Source organism: Acinetobacter baumannii (genome assembly GCF_009759685.1).
Lineage (GTDB): Bacteria > Pseudomonadota > Gammaproteobacteria > Pseudomonadales > Moraxellaceae > Acinetobacter > Acinetobacter baumannii.
In genome coordinates, this window is sequence record NZ_CP046654.1 from 1,387,774 (window position 1) to 1,407,659 (window position 19,886).

Genomic DNA, 19,886 nt, shown 5'->3' on the forward strand with positions numbered 1-19,886 from the left:
TTTTCAGCATATTGGAATTTTGGTATGAAACTTTTTTTATTTCAATAGAATTATACTTAGATTAGTTTTTGCGTATAGTATGATACTTCAATAAATATCATTTAAATTTAATATCAATAAAATAAAACACTTATACACAACATAGTATGACACTTTATTGCTTTCATATAATAGCCTATGGCGTAAAGGTCTGCGAAAGTCTCTTTCCATAAAGTTGAATCTAACGTACCGCCTGCATCGAGATAAGTTTCCATATCTACGATATTTTTTCTTAGCTTTGGTGCAATAGCCTGGTTTCCTATGATTGGCGATTTTGCGTTTTCAATTTTATCTAGGTTGAACGTGGCAAAGTCTCTTTTTATATCAAGACAATGAGCCAGCTCATGGGCCATGATAGCAATTTTTGCCACGTCTATTTTCTGCGCCTGTAAATCGCTTTTAGAAATATTTTTAACTAGATTTTTTTTCATTCCTGTGATTGATCCATCTGTGTAATTTAAAGCGCAATATCCATTCATAATATATAACGATGCACCTGAGCTATTCGGAATGACAAGCCTTGTATTGGCCCATGATGTGTTCTTGTTACCATAGCGAACGTACACATTATTTTGTTTCCCTAAATCTTTTATAATGCTTAACTCTTTGCTTTGCAGTTCTTTAAAATTTGATGCTTCAAATTTCTTTTGATCTCTTAAATGATATAAACCGCCAAAAAATAATGAGAAGAATATAAGTGTTCCAGCCAGCACAGCCATAATGCAATAAACGGCATAGGGGGTACTGTTTTTATCACTAACAGTATTTCCTAGTAATTTGTGTATAAAATGGACAATGTATAAAAAAGATATTGCTATGATTGCCATATTCAGGCCAAGCATATAAAAGCTTGGCTGAATATAAAGGGTCATAATTGCGAATAAAACTGAGGATATAACTAATGCTGTGATTGCGGTAAATACTAAAATAATTTGACTAATATTTTTCATTAACGCCCTCTAGTTTTTGTATTTTCATTTGCTTCCACTTTCTCAACTTTAGATTTGATTTGGCTATTTGCATTATGTCTAATGCTTACTTTTTCACCAACTTTAGGTATGTGATCTAACTTATCTTTTTCATGCACAATGACATATTTCTGAGAGTTCTCTAACTGCTGAAATATCTGTGTTTTGTTTTCAGATATGATGTTGCCTGTATGTAGTCCTGGTGTAGCTGGAATAAGCGTTACGTTGGAAAGGGGGGCGGTTGCAACGGTGGTTTGTAGGGTTTGGTTGCCAGCATAAACCTGATTTTTATTTTGGTGTTGTTCAATCGTTTTTATGTTCATGCCTTGTTGAATGAGTTTGAGCATTTCTTTTGCTGTAAGTTTACTGGTTTCAGGATATTCATCCAGCATCTTTGCTGCTGTAGTCATTTTATGGGCTGATATTGGATTACCAACATTTAGGGGAACATTAAAATTTTGACCTAACTGTGTTCTGATTTCGCTTACAAGGTCTGTTGAAGCAAATGCAATTTTTCCGTTACCTGTAACTTGCAAATTGACATGGTTGTATTCTGTATTTTCCTGTTTAAGACTTTTATGTACGCCAAGACTATTGAACGTTACGCTTTGACACTCGACATTAGGAATAGCAATGTCGGTTAGGTGAGCTAAAACCATTTGGCTTTGGTGTCCACCTAAGCTATGGCCCACACACGTAATTGTTTCAATCTTTTGGTTCTTTCGATCTAGGTCATTGATAACTTTATCAGCAAAACGTTTTGCTGCTATATCTGCCAATGTCTCACGTACACCTAATACAATCTGAGGGTCAGTCACTAACCAGTCTCTTGCTGTAGCGCTTCCACGATTACCAATAACAACCTCTTTTTTTGCCTTGTCATAATAAGCAATGCCACCATGATCAGAACGTTCATCCTTTGCATAGCCGACAAAATCTAAGTTGCCACTTATCTTTAAATCTTTGCTTCCTGTTGGATCGGTTAAGCGTTGATAGGTATTTTGAGTAATTTGTACTAAATCCCGAATATCAGCCATTAGCCTAGCTCCATAAATTCAATATAGTTATTTACAGCCAAAGCAACTATGTTTTCTGCTGTAGCTATACCGTAGGTTGTGATGCCATTGACTTTGCGCTTGGATAATTCCATTCCCTGGCTATTTATTAATTTCAAATAGGATGTTTGTACAGCATGATCATAGAAATCAATAATTAGCTTATTGTTATTAATTACTTGGCAATTTAAATAGTCGTCGCCATTGGTAACAGTATTTTTATAAATAATTTCTTTGGTGTTTAAGTCGATAATGAACAATGTATTTAACATTGATCCATCTTCATCATTATTGATTCTTAAAATAACAGAAATGATGTGGCTTTGATCGTTTGTTGCTAGTTGCGCTGTATAAGCGTCATTGCCCAATTCTAGCGTGTTTACCTGTGAGCTGGTCAAATCCCTCACGGCAAGCTTAAAAAGGCCGTCTTGATCATCTAATGCGATTGTAAGCAGTAATTGATTAGATACTTTTGCATCAAACATAAGGGAGTTGCTAGAAACGGTCTGTTTTAATGTCCAGTCATTAGAATCGTAAATAAAAATATCTTCTGCAATTTTTCCGTTTAATGTTTGAAGTAGTGGGCGTTGACAGGCCACCATGAAATTATCTTTAGAGTGTGAAATGGCAACAATTTCTCGGAATGATTCCGCGTCTGGCACAGCCAGGCACCTGATGGCATGAAATGCCGCTAAGCCCGCGTAATTGCGGGCTTTTTTTTGTTTGTGTTTGGCACGATCTGGCAACGGGAGGAAGCGCCAAGCACCGTTTGAGCATGGCATTAAAGCTGGTATTATGGTTTGGCGATGCCATGATTGATGCCGATACCATGCTGCGTTCTTTTGTGTGTTCATGGTATTAATATTCTATAAGTTACTGTTTCGTAAGAAAAAATACGATAAATTCGAGATTTTTTCAGCATGGTATCGGAGACGAAGAAGGACAAGGTACATGCTGACCGATACCAAGCTGCGCAATCTCAAGCCCAGGGACAAACTCTACAAAGTGAATGACCGGGAAGGTCTCTATGTGGCAGTGACTCCAGCCGGCTCCATCTCGTTCCGTTACAACTACTCAATCAACGGTCGGCAGGAGACCATCACCTTTGGGCGTTATGGTGTCGGTGGCATCACCCTGGCCGAAGCCCGCGAGCTGTTGGGTGACGCCAAGAAGATGGTTGCGGCGGGCAAGTCGCCGGCCAAGGAGAAAGCCCGAGACAAGGCGCGGGTGAAAGATGCAGAGACGTTCGGTGCCTGGGCGGAGAAGTGGCTGCGTGGCTACCAGATGGCCGACTCCACCCGCGATATGCGCCGCTCGGTTTATGAGCGTGAGCTGAAGCCGAAATTCAGCAATCAGAAGCTGGTGGAGATCACCCACGAAGACTTGCGGGCGCTGGCTGATGCCATTGTTGAGCGAGGCGCACCGGCCACCGCCGTTCATGTGCGTGAAATCGTGTTGCAGGTATTTCGCTGGGCCATCGAGCGTGGGCAGAAGGTCGAAAACCCGGCAGAACTGGTGCGCCCAACAAGCATCGCTCGATTCGAGCCACGTGACCGAGCGTTGACGCCAGAAGAAATTGGGCTGATGTACCAGTACATGGAGCGAGTGGGCACAAGCCCAACAAACCGTGCGGCGGCCAAGCTGTTATTGCTGACGATGGTGCGCAAGAGCGAGCTGACCAATGCGACCTGGAGCGAGATCAATTTCAGCGAAGCGTTGTGGACGATTCCAAAGGAGCGGATGAAACGCCGTAACCCGCACCTGGTATTTCTGTCCCAGCAGGCTCTGGATATTTTCATTGCCATGAAAACCTTTGCCGGTGGTTCCGACTTCGTTTTGCCATCACGGTACGACTCGGATGCGCCGATGAGCGCTGCCACACTTAACCAGGTGCTGACGCTGACTTACAAGGCGGCGCAGAAAGATGGGAAGTCACTTACCAAGTTCGGACCGCATGATTTGCGGCGCACAGCCAGCACGCTGTTGCATGAGGCCGGCTACAACACCGACTGGATCGAGAAGTGCCTGGCGCACGAGCAGAAGGGCGTGAGGGCTGTCTACAACAAGGCTGAGTACCGCGAGCAGCGGGCGGCGATGTTGCAGGATTGGGCCGATATGATTGATGAGTGGACTTCGGGAGGCAGTAAGGGTTGATGTTTTTGCTATCTTTGATAGCATTGAAGTTGATGCCGTGAATTTATAAATAAGGCCGCCATTGGCATCGGGCAGGTCAATTACCGATTAGCTGCTTCGCGCAGCTACTCGATGAATAGCAACTATTCATTTGAGAGGTATTGACCCATGCAAAATATAAAGACCCTCATCAACAGGAAGAAGCTCCTGGAGATGATCCCGCTTTCGACACGAACAATTTATAACCTGGAGCAGCGAGGGGATTTTCCACGCCGTATCGCGTTAACCAGTAGAAATGTCGCCTGGGATTTGTCAGAGGTCGAAGAGTGGATTGAGGCACGTAAATCATCGGGTGATCAAGCTGCGCGACCTGGCCCTATAGAGGGCTAGTTATATGGCTCTTGATCTTATGGCGGCTTTCACGGAATTGCCGCCACCCATTGATTATGTTCTGCCTAATATGGTTGCTGGCACTGTTGGTGCTCTTGTGTCGCCTGGTGGGGCTGGTAAATCCATGTTGGCCCTTCAATTGGCTGCACAGATTGCAGGCGGGCCTGATTTACTTGAAATAGGCGAGTTTCCCACCGGGCAAGTGGTCTATCTGCCTGCTGAAGATCCACCGGCCGCTATTCACCATCGTCTGCACGCCCTTGGGGCACACCTCAGCGCAGCGGAACGGCAAGCCGTGGCTGATGGTTTGCTCATTGAACCCTTGATCGGTAAATGCCCAAACATCATGGCTGCTAGCTGGTTCGATGCTCTCAAACGAGCCGCTGAAGGTCGTCGCTTGATGATCTTGGACACTTTGCGGCGCTTCCACATTGAGGAGGAGAACGCTAGCGGGCCGATGGCGCAGGTTGTTGGGCACATGGAGGCCATAGCCGCTGATACAGGCTGCTCCATTGTGTTTCTGCACCACGCGAGTAAAAGCGCAGCCATGATGGGGTCGGGCGATCAACAGCAGGCCAGTCGTGGATCGTCCGTACTGGTTGATAACATCCGTTGGCAATCGTACCTATCCGGCATGACGCAAGGCGAGGCCGAGATACTGGGGGTCGATGATTGTCAGCGTGGGTATTTTGTCCGCTTTGGCGTCAGCAAGGCCAACTATGGCGCACCTTTTCAAGAACTCTGGTTTAGACGGCACGACGGCGGCGTGTTGAAGCCTGCTGTACTGGAGCGGCAGTGCAAGGTGAAAAGGAGACAGCGTGAAGAAGCCTAAGCATGACCTGACCCACGTCCGACATGATCCCGCGCACTGTTTGGCACCTGGCCTGTTCCGCAGCCTCAAGCGTGGCGATCGCAAACGCTGCAAGCTGGACGTGACCTACACCTTTGGCGAGGACGAATCCATGCGTTTCGTCGGATTCGAACCTCTCGGGGCCGATGATATGCGTCTTTTGCAAGGCATCGTGGCCCTTGGCGGCCCGAACGGCATCTTGCTAACCCCGGAACCGACCAGTGAGACGGGGCGACAGCTACGGCTATTCCTTGAACCCCGTTTCGAAGCCATTGAGCAAGACGGCTTGGTGGTTCGTGAGAGCCTGACCAAACTGCTCTCAGAAACGGGCATGACGGATAGCGGCGACAACATCAAGGCGCTCAAAGCCAGCCTGCTGCGCATGTCGAACGTCACCATCCTTGTGACGAAGGGACGGCGGCAAGCCGCGTTCCACCTGATGAGTCATGCTTTTGACGAGACGGACGGCAGGCTATGGGTTGCCCTGAATCCGCGTATTGCCGAAGCGATCCTGGGGCATCGTCCATATGCCCGTATCGACATGGCGGAAGTGCGGGTGCTACAGACTGATCCGGCACGGCTGATGCACCAACGGCTATGCGGCTGGATCGACCCCGGCAAATCCGGGCGCGTGGAACTGGACACGCTTTGCGGCTATGTCTGGCCAGATGAAGCCAATGCCGAAGCTATGAAAAAACGCCGTCAGACTGCCCGGAAGGCACTGGCCGAACTTGCCGCCGTGGGTTGGGTAGTGAACGAATACGCCAAGGGAAAATGGGAGATCAAGAGGCCTGGCCCCACGGCAACTGCACCCGTTTACCGTCGTAACGTTCCCTTGTTACCGTCGTAACGCTCCCCTTCTGCCGTCGTAACGTTCCCCGTCCCAATTTGGAAAACCCAGACGGTGCGCTGCTTTGCGGGCAGTTTGGGAAATCCATCCAAGATTATCTAAAGATAATCCATCATGCGCGGTGCAGCTCGCGCCTTGAGGGCGCGTTCTGACCTTGCCAATAAAGCCCTGGCGGGCTTTATCAATCGGCCATAGGCCGATGGTTTAACGCCAAGAAGAGAAGGCGGCTTCAGTGGCCGCTGAAACGCCTTGTGAGAGGGGAAAACAACCCGGAGTCCCTTATTCCATGAGCTGAAGCAGAATCTGCGTCTAACGGTGCTGGAGGGCCGCTGTGTGCACTTGTAGTTATCTGTACTGAAACCTTGGCTCGAAACGTGAAATGGCTAAGCAGTGCCCATTCGTTCGGTAAGAATAATAAGAAGATTATTATTCTTATTATTACCAAGCAGGAATGAGCCGTGTGTGTTGGACGCCCATAACCAGTAACCTGCGTGAAGGTGTCAACATCAGGAAAGGTTGCCCCTCAAGTATCAATACGTCGCCTTAGTGGTATGACGGGAGGGGAGGCAAATTTCTTGTGTTCATTGACACTTGAGGGGCGGGTTATGCCCTTCTTTTTTGGCGTCCAACTCGCCCCATCGGGGCGAATGGTTTGTGTCGATTGTTGGCATTTTAGGTTCCGATTTAAAGCCGATTGAGCAGCGATTTTGAAGCGACTATGTCGATTGCAGGCCGATTTGGTGACGATTACGGTTATGTTGCCAAGAATCGGTGTTTGTTTGACGATAAAACGCTTTACGTTCGATATGCGCTAGATTTTCAATAGTGGGTGAAATGCGGGCAGGATGGGTGAAGTTAGCTAACCGGCAAGCCGGTTATCTATCTTCACTGTCCCTTATTCGCGCCGGGGGCACTCAACGGGAATCCTGCCCTGCGGGGCTGATCGGCTACCGCCGGTTGCAAGAGTATAGGTCTTGCTATTTTTAATATCTTTGATAGCATGGTTGTCGGGTACACCAAAAGGGTATTGATATGGCAAATGTGCTTATCAGGAATTTACCCGCCGAGGTGCACCGTGCGTTGAAAGTTCGAGCAGCGCTCAACGATAGGAGCACCGACGCGGAAATACGCGAAATACTGACGGCGGCAGTACAGCCGCTAGAGCTTGAAGAGATTGGCCGGGAAGTTGGCTTGTCCGAAAGCGATAAAAAAACAGAGTAGTTTTACGTTTGTAAGTCCGGGCCTCAGCGCCAAGGGCAATACCGATCAGCTAGTGGCGTAGCTCTTCGATGAAACGTTGCCGAGAACAAGCACAACGCTTGGTCAAGGCAATGCCTTCTTTTCATCGACGGAGTACGACCATGAAGTCCAAAATTTTAGCGGCTAAAAAAACCGCTCTAGCCGTTGCACTCGCAACCGGCTTTATCACCACTACCACCGCCCCTGTGCAAGCTGGTATCCCCGTCATCGACGGCGGCAACCTGGCCCAGAACATCATGACGGCCATCGAGTCGGTGGCGCAGACGCTCAAGCAGATTGAGCAGTACCAGACCCAGTTGCAGCAGTACGAAAATCAGCTCCAGAACACGATGGCCCCAGCCGCGTATATCTGGGATCAGGCGCAGACTACGATCAACCGGCTGATTGCCGCGCAAAACACGCTGGCCTATTACGAGAACCAGCTAGGCAGCCTGGATCGTTACCTGGCCAAGTTTCAGGACGTGGCCTATTACCGCAGCTCGCCATGCTTCAACGGCAGCGGCGGATGCACGCCGGCCGAAAAGGCAGCGATGGAAGAGAACCGCCGCCTGGCGTCAGAGTCGCAAAAGAAGGCCAACGATGCCCTGTTCCAGACCGTTGCCGACCAGCAAAAGGCTTTGAAGGATGACGCCCGTACCCTGGAGCGGCTGCAAGGCGCGGCCCAGGGTGCAACTGGCCAGCTACAGGCCATCGGCTACGCCAACCAGCTCGCCAGCCAGCAGGCCAATCAGCTCTTGCAGATTCGCACCATGTTGACCGCCCAACACAACGCGGAGGCAGCCCGGATTGCAGCAGAACTCGATGCCGAGGCGCGAGGTGATGCCAGGGCCGAGCAAATGCGTACCTGGACGTTTCGCCCGAGTCCGGCAGACAACTACTAGGGAGGCGGTGAGATGAAAAAAATCTTTTTTACTACCGCGGCTACGTTGCTGTTGTTGGCTGGATGTGAACAGGAAAGGATGCCCGAACCAAATGCGGCGACGTGTGCCCCCGATGCGTTCCAGGCAGCACTGAATGAAATGCGCAGCGAAGCGAACCGAGAGGCCTTTACCGAGGAATGCAGAGCATTCCAGAAGGCCAAGCAGATGCGTCAGTGGGAGTTCAAGCCCAGCCCTAAAGATGATTATTGAGGTGGTCGCCATGAGAAAGAAAATTGCTCTAGGTGGCTTGATGATGGTCGCCACAATGGTGCTGGCTGAACCTGCAATGGCGCAGGAGCTAAGTAGCAGCGGTGTTATGAATGATGTGCTCAAGCGTTTTCATGATGCTGCCGCAACATGGGGGCCAGCTATTGAGTCCGCTGCATCGCGTTTGTTCTGGACGCTGGTTGTGATTTCGATGGTCTGGACATTCGGCATGATGGCTTTGCGCAAGGCCGACATTGGCGAGTTCTTCGCGGAGTTCGTTCGCTTCACGATCTTCACCGGCTTTTTCTGGTGGTTGCTGACGAATGCGAACCAGGGCATGAATATCGCCGGTACGATTGTTCAGTCATTGCAAACTCTGGGCGCGCAGGCGGGGGGACTTTCCAATAGCAATCTTGGGCCCTCCAGCATCCTTGATCTTGGTTTCGAGTTATACAACCGCACAGTACAGGCCACCTCGGAGCTGGGATGGCGGCAGATGGCAACTGCTCTGGTCATGGAGCTAATGGCCCTGGCTGTTTTGTTTGTCCTGGCGTTGATTGCGGTCAACCTGTTGCTGTTGCTCGCATCAGCCTGGATTCTGTTGTATGCCGGTGTGTTCTTCCTTGGCTTTGGTGGAAGTCGTTGGACTTCCGACATGGCGATCAATTACTACAAGACCGTGCTGGGCCTGGCCGCACAGCTTATGGCAATGGTGCTTCTGGTTGCGATTGGCAAAGAGTTCATCAATCACTACTACACGCAAATCAGCGAGAACATGGCATCCCAGGAACTGGCCGTGATGTTGGTTATATCGGTCATCTTGCTTTTCTTGGTCAACAAAGTTCCGCCGATGATTTCTGGTCTTGTGTCTGGTGGTGGTATTGGCGCAGCCGGTGGAATTGGAAACTTCGGTGCGGGTGCGGCAGTTGGGGCGGCGGTGACGGCGGCCAGTATGGCAACTGGCGGCGCTGCCCTGGCAGGTAAAGCGGTTATGGGTGCCGCAGCCGGTGCAGCCGGAGGTGCAAGTGCACTCCAAGCGGCTTTTCAGAAAGCATCAGCGAGTATGGAAACCGGCGGTGACATGTCCAGCATGGGGTCAGTTGTCAGCAGTGGCGGAAACGGTGGTGGTGAAGCGGGTACTGCTGGCAGTAGCCCATTCGCCCAAGCGGCTGGCTTTGGTGACAGCGGCAGTAGCTCAAGCGGTGGCGGCTTTGCCAAGGCCGCGAAGCTGGCCACAGGCACGGCCTCCGAGTTAGCCAAGGGTGTCGGCTCTCAAGTGAAGCAGGGATTCCAGGAGCGAGTGAGCGAAACCACAGGCGGAAAACTGGCTGCTTCGATACGCGAAAGCATGGAGCCGAAAGAAGCAAGCCAATCTGGCCAGTTCGAGGGCAATAGCTTGGGCGCCGATTCTGGCCCAGATAGTAACGAAGTCAGGAGTTAGCACGATGACGACATCAACATACATGGCCGCATTGGCGGCCCTGGATGAAGCGCCAAGGGAAGAAGTCAGCCAGGTATTTATTTCGCCGCTGGGTGATCAATCGACCGAGGTCGATGCAGAGACAGAAACAGCCGCTTTTGTATCACGGCCAGACCCTATGAGAGAGAGCGAAACTAAGCCGATAAGTATTGAGGTTAATGGCGGCAGGAATGAGCGGTCAGCATTCGCGGAGGCGGCGGGGCTGTACCTGTAGGCGCACCGGGCTGGCCACAACCAGCCCGGCACTTTCAATCAACACCTACTGGAGAGGTGAATTATGACAACACAACATATTATCGAACCAGGGCAAGCAGTGCATCAAGCAGCGGCTATTCTTTCTTCTTTGGAGTACATCAACCAAGCGGAAGCGCGGAGCCTTGGGCCATTGGCCGAAGCCGTCGCTAATGCTTTTATGGTGGTGTACTACCAAGCTGAAACGGGCCGGGCGACACAGGCTGATTTTCAAGAAGCAATGAACGCCTTGCGCCAAGCGTGCAGCTAATGACGAAAGGGCGGCCACTCGAACTGGCCGCCTTTTTCAATCTTCACTGTTTGGCCATTCCCGACCCACAGACGGCGCATCCATCCATTCGCGTTCCTCCGGCGGCAGCGGGTAAGCCCCGGATGCTTCCGCGTCGGCCAGTAGTTCGGCCAGTGTGTAGCGCACCCGACCAGTGGAAACGGCGCGGGCCGGGTCGGCCTTCTCATGCAGCCTGTTCTCTAGGTTCTTTGGGTCTGTCATCGGGCGACCTCAGCAAGCATGGATACTAGGTGTTCCAGGTCAGTGATCGAATGCGCCAGGAAGCGGCCGGCGCGGCAATCTGCAATCATTTCCTCAGTTTTTTCCTACTCATGTTCAACCTCGTTCGTACCAGCTCTTCGAGCGATTCACCACGCGCACGACCAGCAGCATCACCGGCACTTCGACCAGGACGCCGACCACGGTTGCCAATGCAGCGCCGGAGTGCAGACCGAACAAGCTGATGGCGGCCGCCACGGCCAGCTCGAAGAAGTTGCTGGCACCGATCAGGGCCGAAGGACAGGCGACAGAGTGCTTTTCCCCCGCCCGCTTGTTCAGCCAGTAGGCTAACCCGGAATTGAAGAACACTTGAATCAAGATCGGCACGGCTAGCATGGCGATCACTAACGGCTGCCGGATGATGGCCTCGCCCTGGAAGGCGAACAGTAGAACCAACGTCAGCAGCAGCGCGGCCATCGACCACGGCCCGATCTTCTGCATGGCCCGTTCAAAGGCGGCCTGTCCTTGCTTGAGCAGATGCCGCCGCAAGAGCTGCGCCAGGATCACCGGCACGATGATGTAGAGCACGACCGAAATCAGCAGCGTGTCCCAAGGCACCGAGATCGAGGACATGCCCAGCAGCAGGCCGACGATGGGCGCGAAGGCCACGATCATGATGGCGTCGTTCAGAGCCACTTGCGAGAGCGTGAAAAGCGGGTCGCCGTTGGTAAGGCGGCTCCACACGAACACCATTGCCGTGCAGGGCGCGGCGGCCAGCAAGATCAAGCCCGCGATGTAGCTGTCCAGTTGATCGGCCGGCAGGAACGGAGCGAACACTTGTCGGATGAACAGCCACCCCAGCAGGGCCATCGAGAATGGCTTGACGGCCCAATTCACGAACAGCGTGACGCCGATGCCGCGCCAATGCTCTTTGACCTGGTGCAGCGCCCCGAAGTCGATCTTGACCAGCATCGGGACGATCATTACCCAAATCAGCAGGCCCACCGGCAAATTGACCTGGGCCACTTCCATGCGGCCTATGGCCTGGAACACGTCAGGAAGGCCCTGGCCGAGCGCAACACCGGCGACGATGCACAGGGCCACCCACAGCGTCAGGTAACGCTCGAAGCCGCTCATCGGGGCCTGGCGCGGCTTCGCGGCGATGGCCTGTGCGCCGGCGCTCATGCTTCCTGCTCGGTCTTGCCGATGTTCGCCAGCTCGCGCTTGATGGCCGTCTGGTCAAGCATTTTGAGAGGCAGATTCACGAACAGGCGGACGCGGTTCATCATGTGCCGGAAGGTTTGTTCGAAGGCCCGGCGCTTCTCGGCGTCAGTGCCTTCGACGGCGGCCGGGTCTTCAAATCCCCAATGCGCCGAGATCGGCTGACCAGGCCACACCGGACACATTTCGCCGGCGGCGTTGTCGCAGACGGTGATGATGAAGTCCATCTTCGGTGCGTCGGGCGTGGCGTACTCGTCCCAGCTCTTGCTGCGCAGATTCTCGGTCGGGTAATTCACCGACTCCACCTTTTCGACGGCGAAGGGATTGACCTTGCCGGTTGGGTGACTGCCGGCGCTGTAGGCGCGGAAGCGCCCTTGCCCCATCGTGTTGATGAGAGCTTCGGCCATGATGCTGCGCGCCGAATTGCCGGTGCAGAGGATGAGGACGTTATAGATTCTTTCGGTCATGATGTTTCGCTTTCTGGTAGTGGCTGGGGAGCAATGGCGATGGATGAAAGATCGGTGGCCTCGTCGATGACGTGGCCGGCCGCTTTCCGTTCGGAATAGCGGTCTGTCAGTGCTTCACGGTGCGGCCGTACCAGCGCCGTGAAGCGCACCAGTTCTTCCATCACATCGGCTATTCGGTCGTAGTACGGCGAGGGCTTCATGCGGCCCGCCGCGTCGAACTCTTGGAACGCTTTGGCGATACTCGACTGGTTCGGAATGGTGAACATTCGCATCCAGCGGCCGAGCAGACGCAAGGTGTTCACGGCGTTGAAGCTCTGCGAGCCGCCGGATACCTGCATCACGGCCAGGGTGCGGCCTTGGGTCGGCCGGATGCCGGCCATTTCAAGCGGCAGATGGTCAATCTGCGCCTTCATGACACTGGTAATCTGACCGTGGCGTTCCGGGCTGCACCAGACTTGTCCCTCTGACCACTCGGACAGGGCGCGCAGCTCCTTGACGGCCGGGTGATCGTCGCTTTGCACTTGATCGGGCAACGGCAAATCGGACGGGTCGAAGATGCGTGTTTCTGCGCCAAAGAATTGCAGCAGCCGGGCCGCTTCCTCGACGGCCAGCCGTGAGAACGAGCGGGCGCGCAGCGAGCCATACAGCAGCAGGATACGCACCGGCGGGGCGTCGGGTGCCAGCCCGAGCGCCGGGCGCTCGATGGCAAAGGATTTGTCCAAAGCGGGCAAAGAATCGGGGTCGGAAAGATGGCGAAGTCTCATGCCAACACCTTCCCGGCTTCCGTGGTGCAAGACAGGTTGCACACCTGGCCGCCGCAGCAGTTTTCCGTGAGAAAGGCCACCAGGTTAGTGGCCGTCGAAAAGTTCGCCTCGTAGATCACAAATCGGCCTTCTTGCCGCGACGTGACCATGCCGGCGTGTGCCAGCTCTTTCAGGTGGAAGGATAGCGAAGACGGCGGGATGCCGGCCGCTTCGCTGATTTTTCCGGCGGCCATGCCGGCGGGGCCGGCCTGGACGAGAAGCCGGAACACCGCGAGGCGCGATTCTTGAGCGATGGCCGCCAGGGCGGCTACAGCATTTATCGTTTCCATGTTTCAATAATAGTCGAAATATGGAGTGTGCTCAATAGCTCATTTAAGCTGTAAAAATGAGCTAGGCGCATTTAGATCGATATGTGATAAATTGGCCTGCCAGTTTAAGATGGGTGCATTTGAGTATGCCCAAAGGAGCCCGCAAGTATGCGCAGGACGAAGCCAGTAGCCGCGCCGATGGTGGCGCGGGTCTATCTGCGCGTCAGCACCGACGCGCAGGACTTGGAACGCCAAGAGGCGATCACTACGGCCGCGAAGGCCGCCGGCTACTACGTCGCCGGCATCTACCGTGAGAAGGCATCCGGCGCACGCGCCGACCGGCCTGAGCTGCTGCGCATGATCGGCGACCTACAGCCCGGCGAGGTGGTCATTGCCGAGAAGATCGACCGCATCAGCCGCCTACCTTTGCCCGAGGCCGAGCGCCTGGTGGCCTCGATACAGGCCAAAGGCGCACGCCTGGCCGTCCCTGGCGTGGTCGATCTATCCGACCTGGCGGCCGAGGCCCAGGGCGTCGCCAAGATCGTGCTGGAAGCCGTGCAGATCATGCTTTTTCGCCTGGCCTTGCAGATGGCCCGCGACGACTACGAGGACAGGCGCGAACGCCAGCGCCAAGGCATTGAGTTGGCCCGCCAGGCCGGGCGGTACAAGGGCCGCCGTGCTGATCCGAAGCGCCGCGCCCAAGTTGTCGCGCTGCGCAAGTCCGGCTACAGCATCAACAAGACCGCCGAGCTGGCCGGGTACAGTGCGGCCCAGGTGAAACGGATATGGGCCGAGGTCAGCCAGGCCGAAGCGAAGCAGCACGGCGCGTTCGTGGAGGACGCATTGACGGAAGCCGATGCCCTGGCCGCTGTCGGCCAGGATGAGCGCCAGGAGGAAAGGGCATGAAGAAGCCGAACCAAGACGACGAGCCGTTTTTCATCACCGAGGAGATTGCGGCCGAAATGATCGCCGGCGGCTATGAGTTCGAGCTGCCGCCCATTCCTTGCACCATCCGCCTACGCGACGTGCTGGAGCGCATGACCGATGCTGAGCTAGCATTGCAGCCGGGCGAGATCGCCGACCAGGAGCGTGAACGCTGCCGGCGCAAGCCGTGTTCAACCTCATGATCTGGTCATGGTATTTTTCATGGCACTGAGCCTGATAGTTCTTGCAAATTGTTGTCACTAAAGGGTTTTGTGTGCTTGTTTACAATCGAGTGGGAGTGACGGGCACTGGCTGGCAATGTCTAGCAACGGCAGGCATTTCGGCTGAGGGTAAAAGAACTTTCCGCTAAGCGATAGACTGTATGTAAACACAGTATTGCAAGGACGCGGAACATGCCTCATGTGGCGGCCAGGACGGCCAGCCGGGATCGGGATACTGGTCGTTACCAGAGCCACCGACCCGAGCAAACCCTTCTCTATCAGATCGTTGACGAGTATTACCCGGCATTCGCTGCGCTTATGGCAGAGCAGGGAAAGGAATTGCCGGGCTATGTGCAACGGGAATTTGAAGAATTTCTCCAATGCGGGCGGCTGGAGCATGGCTTTCTACGGGTTCGCTGCGAGTCTTGCCACGCCGAGCACCTGGTCGCTTTCAGCTGTAAGCGTCGCGGTTTCTGCCCGAGCTGTGGGGCGCGGCGGATGGCCGAAAGTGCCGCCTTGCTGGTTGATGAAGTACTGCCTGAACAACCCATGCGTCAGTGGGTGTTGAGCTTCCCGTTTCAGCTGCGTTTCCTGTTTGCCAGCCGGCCCGAGATCATGGGGTGGGTGCTGGGCATCGTTTACCGCGTCATTGCCACGCACCTGGTCAAGAAAGCGGGCCATACCCACCAAGTGGCCAAGACGGGCGCGGTCACCCTGATCCAGCGTTTTGGATCGGCGCTCAATCTGAATGTTCACTTCCACATGCTGTTTCTCGACGGTGTGTATGTCGAGCAATCCCACGGCTCAGCGCGTTTCCGCTGGGTCAAGGCGCCGACCAGCCCAGAGCTCACCCAGCTGACGCACACCATCGCCCACCGGGTGGGTCGCTATCTGGAACGGCAAGGCCTGCTGGAACGGGATGTCGAAAACAGCTATCTGGCCTCGGATGCGGTGGATGACGACCCGATGACACCCCTGCTGGGGCACTCGATCACTTACCGTATCGCTGTCGGTTCACAGGCGGGGCGAAAGGTGTTCACTTTGCAAACTCTGCCGACCAGTGGTGATCCGTTCGGTGACGGGATTGGCAAGGTAGCCGGGTCCAGCCTGCACGCCGGCGTGGCGGCCAGGGCCGATGAACGCAAGAAGCTCGAACGGCTGTGCCGGTACATCAGCCGCCCGGCGGTATCCGAGAAGCGGCTGTCGTTAACACGAGGCGGCAACGTGCGCTACCAGCTCAAGACGCCGTACCGGGACGGCACCACGCACGTCATTTTCGAACCATTGGATTTCATTGCAAGGCTGGCCGCCCTGGTACCGAAGCCCAGAGTCAACCTAACCCGCTTCCACGGGGTGTTCGCACCCAACAGTCGGCACCGGGCGTTGGTCACGCCGGCAAAACGGGGCAGGGGCAACAAGGTCAGGGTGGCTGATGAACCGGCAACACCAGCACAACGGCGAGCGTCGATGACATGGGCGCAACGGCTCAAGCGTGTTTTCAATATCGACATCGAGACCTGCAGCGGCTGCGGCGGCGCCATGAAAGTCATCGCCTGCATTGAAGACCCTATAGTGATCAAGCAGATCCTTGATCACCTGAAGCACAAAGCCGAAACCAGCGGGACCAGGGCGTTACCCGAAAGCCGGGCGCCACCGGCTGAGCTGCTCCTGGGTCTGTTTGACTGACGAGCCTGAAGGCCAACGATACCAATCAAAATGCTGCGTTCACAGCGCCGCGGCAGGGATCCGCCGTGCTGGTTGTCGGAAAAGGAGCCGCTAGTGGGAAAGAGGAGGGTAAATTTTCAGCGTTGCTGGCTCCCCGTCAGCCGGATTGGGTTGCATCGCAGGGGTGTCGAAAGAGTCAACTGCGGTCCAAAGCTGTTGGACTTGGGTGAAAAGGGCGTTTATTCTTCCTATACGTTGTCGGCAGCGGGCCAAAAAGGAATACGTCCATGCCCATCGAGGTGAAACCGGCTGTGAGCGCGGGTTCAAGCATATAGCCCGACAGGCGCGTATCCTTGCCGATCACGACACGATGGCGGTGGTCACCGCGACGAAAGACACGGCCAGCCGCCATGCCGACGCGCAAGGCGGTTTCCGCCGTCATCGCGCCTTCGTTGGCTTTGCCACGAATACCGTCTGTGCCGAAATATTTGCGCACCATAAGGTCGATTATCCTGTCGTCGGGTCGCCCTCAAAGGGGACATGCCTGCTGAACCGCGAATATAGAGAAATATCCCGAATGTGCAGTTAACGAATTCTTGCGGTTTCTTTCAGCGCCGCCAATACCGCCAGCCCGTCGCGCAAGGGGCGCGGCTCGTGTGTGCGGATGAAGTCAGCTCCACCTGCGGCGGCGGCAAGCTCTGCAGCGAGTGTCGCGGCCCCGACATCCCCCGGACCACGGCCTGTGAGCGCGCGCAGAAAGGATTTGCGCGAAACAGACAGAAGCACCGGCAAATCGAAGCGCAGCCGCAATTCATCGAACCGCGCCAGCACCGAGAGCGAGGTTTCGGGAGCAGCCCCCAGAAAAAACCCCATGCCGGGATCAAGGACAAGGCGGTTGCGTTTGATACCGGCACCCGTCAGCGCCGCGATGCGCGCGTCAAAGAACGCCGCAATGTGATCCATGATGTCGCCAGCGGGTGCCTCGCGCCGATCTGCCTGCCCGTCTTGCACCGAATGCATAACGACGAGTTTGGCAGATGATTTCGCCAATTGCGGATAGAACGCAGCGTCTGGAAAACCGCGAATATCATTGAGATAGGCCACACCACGCGACAAGGCATAGGCTTGCGTCGCGGGTTGATAACTGTCGAGCGAGACGGGAATGCCATCTGCCTTGAGCGCGTCCAGCACCGGCGCGATACGCGCGATTTCTGTGTCGGACGAAACAGGCGCGGCGTCGGGATTGCTGGATGCCGGACCGAGGTCGATCACATCTGCCCCCTCGGCCATCAGCTTACGCGCCTGCGCAATGGCTGCGTCTGGCGCCAGATACCGGCCTCCATCGGAGAAACTGTCCGAGGTTATGTTGACGATGCCGAAAATGATGAGCGATTTATTCATGGGGGCTTCTATAATAATAATAATCGAGCATGAGTCTCATACGGATGCTCGGGTCGAAAGGGAATCCCCAGGCGAGTAACCTGTTTGCGGTGATCCATTAGCTGCAGGAGCAGAAGAGCATACATCTGGAAGCAAAGCCAGGAAAGCGGCCTATGGAGCTGTGCGGCAGCGCTCAGTAGGCAATTTTTCAAAATATTGTTAAGCCTTTTCTGAGCATGGTATTTTTCATGGTATTACCAATTAGCAGGAAAATAAGCCATTGAATATAAAAGATAAAAATGTCTTGTTTACAATAGAGTGGGTTTTCTTTACGATTTAGCTTTTGTATTTCGTTGAAATTTTCACCGTGCAGGATTACCGCATTTGCAGCTGAATTGGCAATGAAAGCAATATTGTTCTTAAAGAAAAGTATTGAATTAATAGGGTTAAATGCTTTATCGAAGCGAATTGTTTTGATTTTTGTTTGGTTGCTTACATTCCAAAAGTGGATCTTGTTTTCGGAGTAGCAACCAGTGGCTATTAAATCTTTGGTCAAGTCCATTGCCAGGGACGTGACTGCAAATTCTTCTCTAATGCTGTTCATATTAAACTACTGCTTTGAAATTGCGTTAATTATGCCTTATTTATGGATATTTCCATAATTCCAGTGTGTTTGTAAGTATATTAAATGAGTTAAATTATTTACAATAACACTTTACAATTACATACAAATTTTCGGATACGAAAAATGAAAAATCAAGTATAATATCGGTATAACCAAGAGGATGTTTGTCTATGAATAGTGCAGTTAAGTTAGAAGAAGCTTTCCGAAGTGCTAAAGGTATCGTAGATCACGAATTTTCCCAGGAAGTTATTGATGCTTGCCAGGCTGCGGATCAGGCAAGACAGCAACGTATTTTGAATGGCGAAACAACCTTTGAACAGGAAGATGCTGCATTAATGGCGGAATGGAAAAGACTTAATGCTTCCAAGTAGAAAGAATGATTAAAAAAGTCAGCGATTATGCTGATTTTTTTATTAGGAGAGGAAAGTGAGCGAGTATTCAGATCAAGAACGACAAGAATTTTACGCAAAAGTAAAAGAAATATTAAATGAACCTGTTACATCGAGAGAACAGGCTGATAGCAATACTCAACTAGAATATCTAATTACCAAAAACCGTACTGAGGCCCTTGAAATTAACCCAATCAAGGGAAATTACGATTTTAATCATTTGTCGCAAATACATCATAAGTTATTTGATGGGATTCAAGATTTTGCTGGGAAACAAAGACACTTTGATATTTATAAAGCAATACCCTCACCAGAGGGGAAAAAGGAAGTCGGGTACTTCTTAAAGGCTAAAGATATTCATTTTTCTTTTGAAGACTTCACAAAAGAAATTAAAGATAGCAATTCATTAAAAGGGCTGAATAAAGAACAATTCATTGATAAATTTACAAACTTATACGCCAACATAAATGAGATTCACCCTTTTGAGGAGGGGAATGGTCGGGCAACTAAGTTGATGATGAAGCAGTTGGCGAATGAAGCTGGGTATCAGGTCAATTTTGACCAGGTGGAAAAGCGTGAGTGGAACTATGCGTGTAAACGAGCTTTGAGTGATCAAACACTTTTTCATGGCTCGGATCAGATTAGAATGCTAAAGGATATTCAGTTGCTAAAGGATGTAATGACTAAAATTGTGCATTCCTTACAAATAAAACAAGATAATGTTATTGATGAGAAAAAAACATTAAAAAAAACAGCACTTGATTTAGCGCCTAACGCCCAGGTACACAAAGCAAGTCCTGGAAGATATGAGGGGCGTATAGTTGCTGAAACAGAAAATCTTGTTGCCCAAAGGTTAGGGGATTACAGTAAACACTTTGTAGTCCATGAAAAGAAAAGTTTTGATCAAACACCTAAAGTTAATGAAGTGGTTTCAATTACGCATAAGGCTGATACTAATACTGCAAAGGTAGAAAATATGCAAAATAAAGAGTTATCTAAATCTAAAGAAATTAAACGTTAATTTTGGTGTA

26 protein-coding genes are annotated in these 19,886 nt (G+C 52.5%); 15 read left to right on the top strand and 11 right to left on the bottom strand.

The window, feature by feature from the left end:
* Positions 1–113: 113 nt before the first annotated feature.
* Genes GO593_RS06565 through GO593_RS06575 form a run of 3 tightly spaced genes read right to left on the bottom strand, consistent with a single transcriptional unit; the run spans position 114 to position 2,916 of the window.
* The gene (locus GO593_RS06565) at positions 114–989 is read right to left on the bottom strand and encodes a hypothetical protein (protein ID WP_002134726.1); all 876 of its coding nucleotides are present in this window, start codon (positions 987–989) and stop codon (positions 114–116) included.
* Complete coding sequence (locus tag GO593_RS06570; RefSeq protein ID WP_000763668.1) at positions 989–2,044, bottom strand: KfrB domain-containing protein; 1,056 nt, start codon at positions 2,042–2,044, stop codon at positions 989–991. The genes GO593_RS06565 and GO593_RS06570 overlap by 1 nt, the downstream gene beginning before the upstream one ends.
* A complete protein-coding gene (locus tag GO593_RS06575; RefSeq protein WP_001095971.1) occupies positions 2,044–2,916 on the bottom strand; it encodes a hypothetical protein in 873 nt (290 codons plus the stop codon). Before GO593_RS06575 ends, GO593_RS06570 begins: the two co-directional genes overlap by 1 nt.
* 97 nt (positions 2,917–3,013) lie before the next feature.
* On the opposite strand from GO593_RS06575, the gene GO593_RS06580 reads away from it, so the two are divergent.
* From GO593_RS06580 to GO593_RS06625, 10 genes are all read left to right on the top strand, one after another.
* Positions 3,014–4,216, top strand: coding sequence for a tyrosine-type recombinase/integrase (locus tag GO593_RS06580; protein WP_000954590.1), 1,203 nt, complete (start codon positions 3,014–3,016; stop codon positions 4,214–4,216).
* A 192-nt stretch (positions 4,217–4,408) separates the two neighbouring features.
* Positions 4,409–4,585: a helix-turn-helix transcriptional regulator gene (locus tag GO593_RS06585; protein WP_002035511.1), complete on the top strand. Its 177-nt coding sequence runs from the start codon at positions 4,409–4,411 to the stop codon at positions 4,583–4,585.
* A 4-nt stretch (positions 4,586–4,589) separates the two neighbouring features.
* Positions 4,590–5,417 (top strand): helicase RepA family protein, encoded by an 828-nt coding sequence (locus tag GO593_RS06590; protein WP_001162384.1) that lies wholly within the window; start codon positions 4,590–4,592, stop codon positions 5,415–5,417.
* Positions 5,404–6,285, top strand: coding sequence for a replication protein C, IncQ-type (repC, locus tag GO593_RS06595; protein ID WP_000743064.1), 882 nt, complete (start codon positions 5,404–5,406; stop codon positions 6,283–6,285). Before GO593_RS06590 ends, repC begins: the two co-directional genes overlap by 14 nt.
* A 1,032-nt stretch (positions 6,286–7,317) precedes the next feature.
* Positions 7,318–7,506 carry a FitA-like ribbon-helix-helix domain-containing protein gene (locus tag GO593_RS06600; protein ID WP_000024442.1) on the top strand — a complete coding sequence of 63 codons (189 nt, stop codon included), beginning with the start codon at positions 7,318–7,320 and terminating at the stop codon, positions 7,504–7,506.
* Between the two features lie 140 nt (positions 7,507–7,646).
* Complete coding sequence (gene trbJ / locus GO593_RS06605; RefSeq protein ID WP_000836966.1) at positions 7,647–8,426, top strand: P-type conjugative transfer protein TrbJ; 780 nt, start codon at positions 7,647–7,649, stop codon at positions 8,424–8,426.
* Positions 8,427–8,438: 12 nt separating this feature from the next.
* Entirely contained in the window at positions 8,439–8,675 is a 237-nt protein-coding gene (trbK, locus tag GO593_RS06610; protein WP_000718002.1) for an entry exclusion lipoprotein TrbK, read from the top strand.
* 10 nt (positions 8,676–8,685) lie between these two features.
* Positions 8,686–10,113, top strand: a complete 1,428-nt coding sequence (gene trbL / locus GO593_RS06615) for a P-type conjugative transfer protein TrbL (RefSeq protein ID WP_001405816.1) — start codon at positions 8,686–8,688, stop codon at positions 10,111–10,113.
* 4 nt (positions 10,114–10,117) lie between these two features.
* On the top strand, positions 10,118–10,366 hold the full coding sequence (locus tag GO593_RS06620) for a hypothetical protein (RefSeq protein WP_000213809.1): 249 nt from the start codon (positions 10,118–10,120) through the stop codon (positions 10,364–10,366).
* Between the two features lie 63 nt (positions 10,367–10,429).
* Positions 10,430–10,654, top strand: a complete 225-nt coding sequence (locus GO593_RS06625) for a type I toxin-antitoxin system ptaRNA1 family toxin (RefSeq protein ID WP_000211355.1) — start codon at positions 10,430–10,432, stop codon at positions 10,652–10,654.
* 36 nt (positions 10,655–10,690) lie between these two features.
* On the opposite strand, the gene GO593_RS06630 is transcribed toward GO593_RS06625, so the two are convergent.
* The 5 genes from GO593_RS06630 to GO593_RS06650 all read right to left on the bottom strand — a co-directional run bounded on the left by GO593_RS06630 (position 10,691) and on the right by GO593_RS06650 (position 13,672).
* Positions 10,691–10,894: a hypothetical protein gene (locus GO593_RS06630; protein WP_000131871.1), complete on the bottom strand. Its 204-nt coding sequence runs from the start codon at positions 10,892–10,894 to the stop codon at positions 10,691–10,693.
* A 114-nt stretch (positions 10,895–11,008) separates the two neighbouring features.
* The gene (gene arsB / locus GO593_RS06635) at positions 11,009–12,076 is read right to left on the bottom strand and encodes an ACR3 family arsenite efflux transporter (RefSeq protein ID WP_001272375.1); all 1,068 of its coding nucleotides are present in this window, start codon (positions 12,074–12,076) and stop codon (positions 11,009–11,011) included.
* Positions 12,073–12,579 (bottom strand): arsenate reductase ArsC, encoded by a 507-nt coding sequence (locus tag GO593_RS06640; protein WP_000140066.1) that lies wholly within the window; start codon positions 12,577–12,579, stop codon positions 12,073–12,075. Before GO593_RS06640 ends, arsB begins: the two co-directional genes overlap by 4 nt.
* Positions 12,576–13,343, bottom strand: coding sequence for an arsenical resistance protein ArsH (arsH, locus tag GO593_RS06645; RefSeq protein WP_001239389.1), 768 nt, complete (start codon positions 13,341–13,343; stop codon positions 12,576–12,578). Before arsH ends, GO593_RS06640 begins: the two co-directional genes overlap by 4 nt.
* A complete protein-coding gene (locus GO593_RS06650) occupies positions 13,340–13,672 on the bottom strand; it encodes an ArsR/SmtB family transcription factor (protein WP_000447876.1) in 333 nt (110 codons plus the stop codon). Before GO593_RS06650 ends, arsH begins: the two co-directional genes overlap by 4 nt.
* 147 nt (positions 13,673–13,819) lie before the next feature.
* On the opposite strand from GO593_RS06650, the gene GO593_RS06655 reads away from it, so the two are divergent.
* The 3 genes from GO593_RS06655 to GO593_RS06665 all read left to right on the top strand — a co-directional run bounded on the left by GO593_RS06655 (position 13,820) and on the right by GO593_RS06665 (position 16,482).
* Positions 13,820–14,557 (top strand): recombinase family protein, encoded by a 738-nt coding sequence (locus GO593_RS06655; protein ID WP_001366550.1) that lies wholly within the window; start codon positions 13,820–13,822, stop codon positions 14,555–14,557.
* On the top strand, positions 14,554–14,778 hold the full coding sequence (locus tag GO593_RS06660) for a hypothetical protein (RefSeq protein WP_000743213.1): 225 nt from the start codon (positions 14,554–14,556) through the stop codon (positions 14,776–14,778). Before GO593_RS06655 ends, GO593_RS06660 begins: the two co-directional genes overlap by 4 nt.
* A 210-nt stretch (positions 14,779–14,988) precedes the next feature.
* Complete coding sequence (locus GO593_RS06665) at positions 14,989–16,482, top strand: IS91-like element ISCR2 family transposase (protein ID WP_001120888.1); 1,494 nt, start codon at positions 14,989–14,991, stop codon at positions 16,480–16,482.
* A 175-nt stretch (positions 16,483–16,657) separates the two neighbouring features.
* Here GO593_RS06665 and GO593_RS06675 read toward each other — a convergent pair whose 3' ends face one another.
* The 3 genes from GO593_RS06675 to GO593_RS06690 all read right to left on the bottom strand — a co-directional run bounded on the left by GO593_RS06675 (position 16,658) and on the right by GO593_RS06690 (position 18,445).
* Positions 16,658–16,960 carry a phosphoglucosamine mutase gene (locus tag GO593_RS06675; RefSeq protein WP_000251875.1) on the bottom strand — a complete coding sequence of 101 codons (303 nt, stop codon included), beginning with the start codon at positions 16,958–16,960 and terminating at the stop codon, positions 16,658–16,660.
* Positions 16,961–17,046: 86 nt separating this feature from the next.
* Positions 17,047–17,862 carry a sulfonamide-resistant dihydropteroate synthase Sul2 gene (sul2, locus tag GO593_RS06680; RefSeq protein WP_001043260.1) on the bottom strand — a complete coding sequence of 272 codons (816 nt, stop codon included), beginning with the start codon at positions 17,860–17,862 and terminating at the stop codon, positions 17,047–17,049.
* Positions 17,863–18,049: 187 nt separating this feature from the next.
* Positions 18,050–18,445, bottom strand: coding sequence for a WD40 repeat domain-containing protein (locus GO593_RS06690; RefSeq protein WP_001084814.1), 396 nt, complete (start codon positions 18,443–18,445; stop codon positions 18,050–18,052).
* A 191-nt stretch (positions 18,446–18,636) separates the two neighbouring features.
* Here GO593_RS06690 and GO593_RS06695 point away from each other — a divergent pair, with 191 nt between their 5' ends.
* Positions 18,637–18,837 carry a hypothetical protein gene (locus tag GO593_RS06695; protein WP_001083416.1) on the top strand — a complete coding sequence of 67 codons (201 nt, stop codon included), beginning with the start codon at positions 18,637–18,639 and terminating at the stop codon, positions 18,835–18,837.
* A 55-nt stretch (positions 18,838–18,892) separates the two neighbouring features.
* The gene (locus GO593_RS06700; protein WP_000006272.1) at positions 18,893–19,876 is read left to right on the top strand and encodes a Fic/DOC family protein; all 984 of its coding nucleotides are present in this window, start codon (positions 18,893–18,895) and stop codon (positions 19,874–19,876) included.
* The last annotated feature ends 10 nt before the right edge of the window (positions 19,877–19,886 follow it).

What these genes read in the sequence shown, in the direction of transcription:
- GO593_RS06565 (WP_002134726.1), bottom strand. Translation starts at nt 989, where the DNA reads ATGAAAAATATTAGTCAAATTATTTTAGTATTTACCGCAATCACAGCA.
- GO593_RS06570 (WP_000763668.1), bottom strand. Translation starts at nt 2,044, where the DNA reads ATGGCTGATATTCGGGATTTAGTACAAATTACTCAAAATACCTATCAA.
- GO593_RS06575 (WP_001095971.1), bottom strand. Translation starts at nt 2,916, where the DNA reads ATGAACACACAAAAGAACGCAGCATGGTATCGGCATCAATCATGGCAT.
- GO593_RS06580 (WP_000954590.1), top strand. Translation starts at nt 3,014, where the DNA reads ATGCTGACCGATACCAAGCTGCGCAATCTCAAGCCCAGGGACAAACTC.
- GO593_RS06585 (WP_002035511.1), top strand. Translation starts at nt 4,409, where the DNA reads ATGATCCCGCTTTCGACACGAACAATTTATAACCTGGAGCAGCGAGGG.
- GO593_RS06590 (WP_001162384.1), top strand. Translation starts at nt 4,590, where the DNA reads ATGGCTCTTGATCTTATGGCGGCTTTCACGGAATTGCCGCCACCCATT.
- GO593_RS06600 (WP_000024442.1), top strand. Translation starts at nt 7,318, where the DNA reads ATGGCAAATGTGCTTATCAGGAATTTACCCGCCGAGGTGCACCGTGCG.
- trbJ (WP_000836966.1), top strand. Translation starts at nt 7,647, where the DNA reads ATGAAGTCCAAAATTTTAGCGGCTAAAAAAACCGCTCTAGCCGTTGCA.
- trbK (WP_000718002.1), top strand. Translation starts at nt 8,439, where the DNA reads ATGAAAAAAATCTTTTTTACTACCGCGGCTACGTTGCTGTTGTTGGCT.
- trbL (WP_001405816.1), top strand. Translation starts at nt 8,686, where the DNA reads ATGAGAAAGAAAATTGCTCTAGGTGGCTTGATGATGGTCGCCACAATG.
- GO593_RS06620 (WP_000213809.1), top strand. Translation starts at nt 10,118, where the DNA reads ATGACGACATCAACATACATGGCCGCATTGGCGGCCCTGGATGAAGCG.
- GO593_RS06625 (WP_000211355.1), top strand. Translation starts at nt 10,430, where the DNA reads ATGACAACACAACATATTATCGAACCAGGGCAAGCAGTGCATCAAGCA.
- GO593_RS06630 (WP_000131871.1), bottom strand. Translation starts at nt 10,894, where the DNA reads ATGACAGACCCAAAGAACCTAGAGAACAGGCTGCATGAGAAGGCCGAC.
- arsB (WP_001272375.1), bottom strand. Translation starts at nt 12,076, where the DNA reads ATGAGCGCCGGCGCACAGGCCATCGCCGCGAAGCCGCGCCAGGCCCCG.
- GO593_RS06640 (WP_000140066.1), bottom strand. Translation starts at nt 12,579, where the DNA reads ATGACCGAAAGAATCTATAACGTCCTCATCCTCTGCACCGGCAATTCG.
- arsH (WP_001239389.1), bottom strand. Translation starts at nt 13,343, where the DNA reads ATGAGACTTCGCCATCTTTCCGACCCCGATTCTTTGCCCGCTTTGGAC.
- GO593_RS06650 (WP_000447876.1), bottom strand. Translation starts at nt 13,672, where the DNA reads ATGGAAACGATAAATGCTGTAGCCGCCCTGGCGGCCATCGCTCAAGAA.
- GO593_RS06655 (WP_001366550.1), top strand. Translation starts at nt 13,820, where the DNA reads ATGCGCAGGACGAAGCCAGTAGCCGCGCCGATGGTGGCGCGGGTCTAT.
- GO593_RS06660 (WP_000743213.1), top strand. Translation starts at nt 14,554, where the DNA reads ATGAAGAAGCCGAACCAAGACGACGAGCCGTTTTTCATCACCGAGGAG.
- GO593_RS06665 (WP_001120888.1), top strand. Translation starts at nt 14,989, where the DNA reads ATGCCTCATGTGGCGGCCAGGACGGCCAGCCGGGATCGGGATACTGGT.
- GO593_RS06675 (WP_000251875.1), bottom strand. Translation starts at nt 16,960, where the DNA reads ATGGTGCGCAAATATTTCGGCACAGACGGTATTCGTGGCAAAGCCAAC.
- sul2 (WP_001043260.1), bottom strand. Translation starts at nt 17,862, where the DNA reads ATGAATAAATCGCTCATCATTTTCGGCATCGTCAACATAACCTCGGAC.
- GO593_RS06690 (WP_001084814.1), bottom strand. Translation starts at nt 18,445, where the DNA reads ATGAACAGCATTAGAGAAGAATTTGCAGTCACGTCCCTGGCAATGGAC.
- GO593_RS06695 (WP_001083416.1), top strand. Translation starts at nt 18,637, where the DNA reads ATGAATAGTGCAGTTAAGTTAGAAGAAGCTTTCCGAAGTGCTAAAGGT.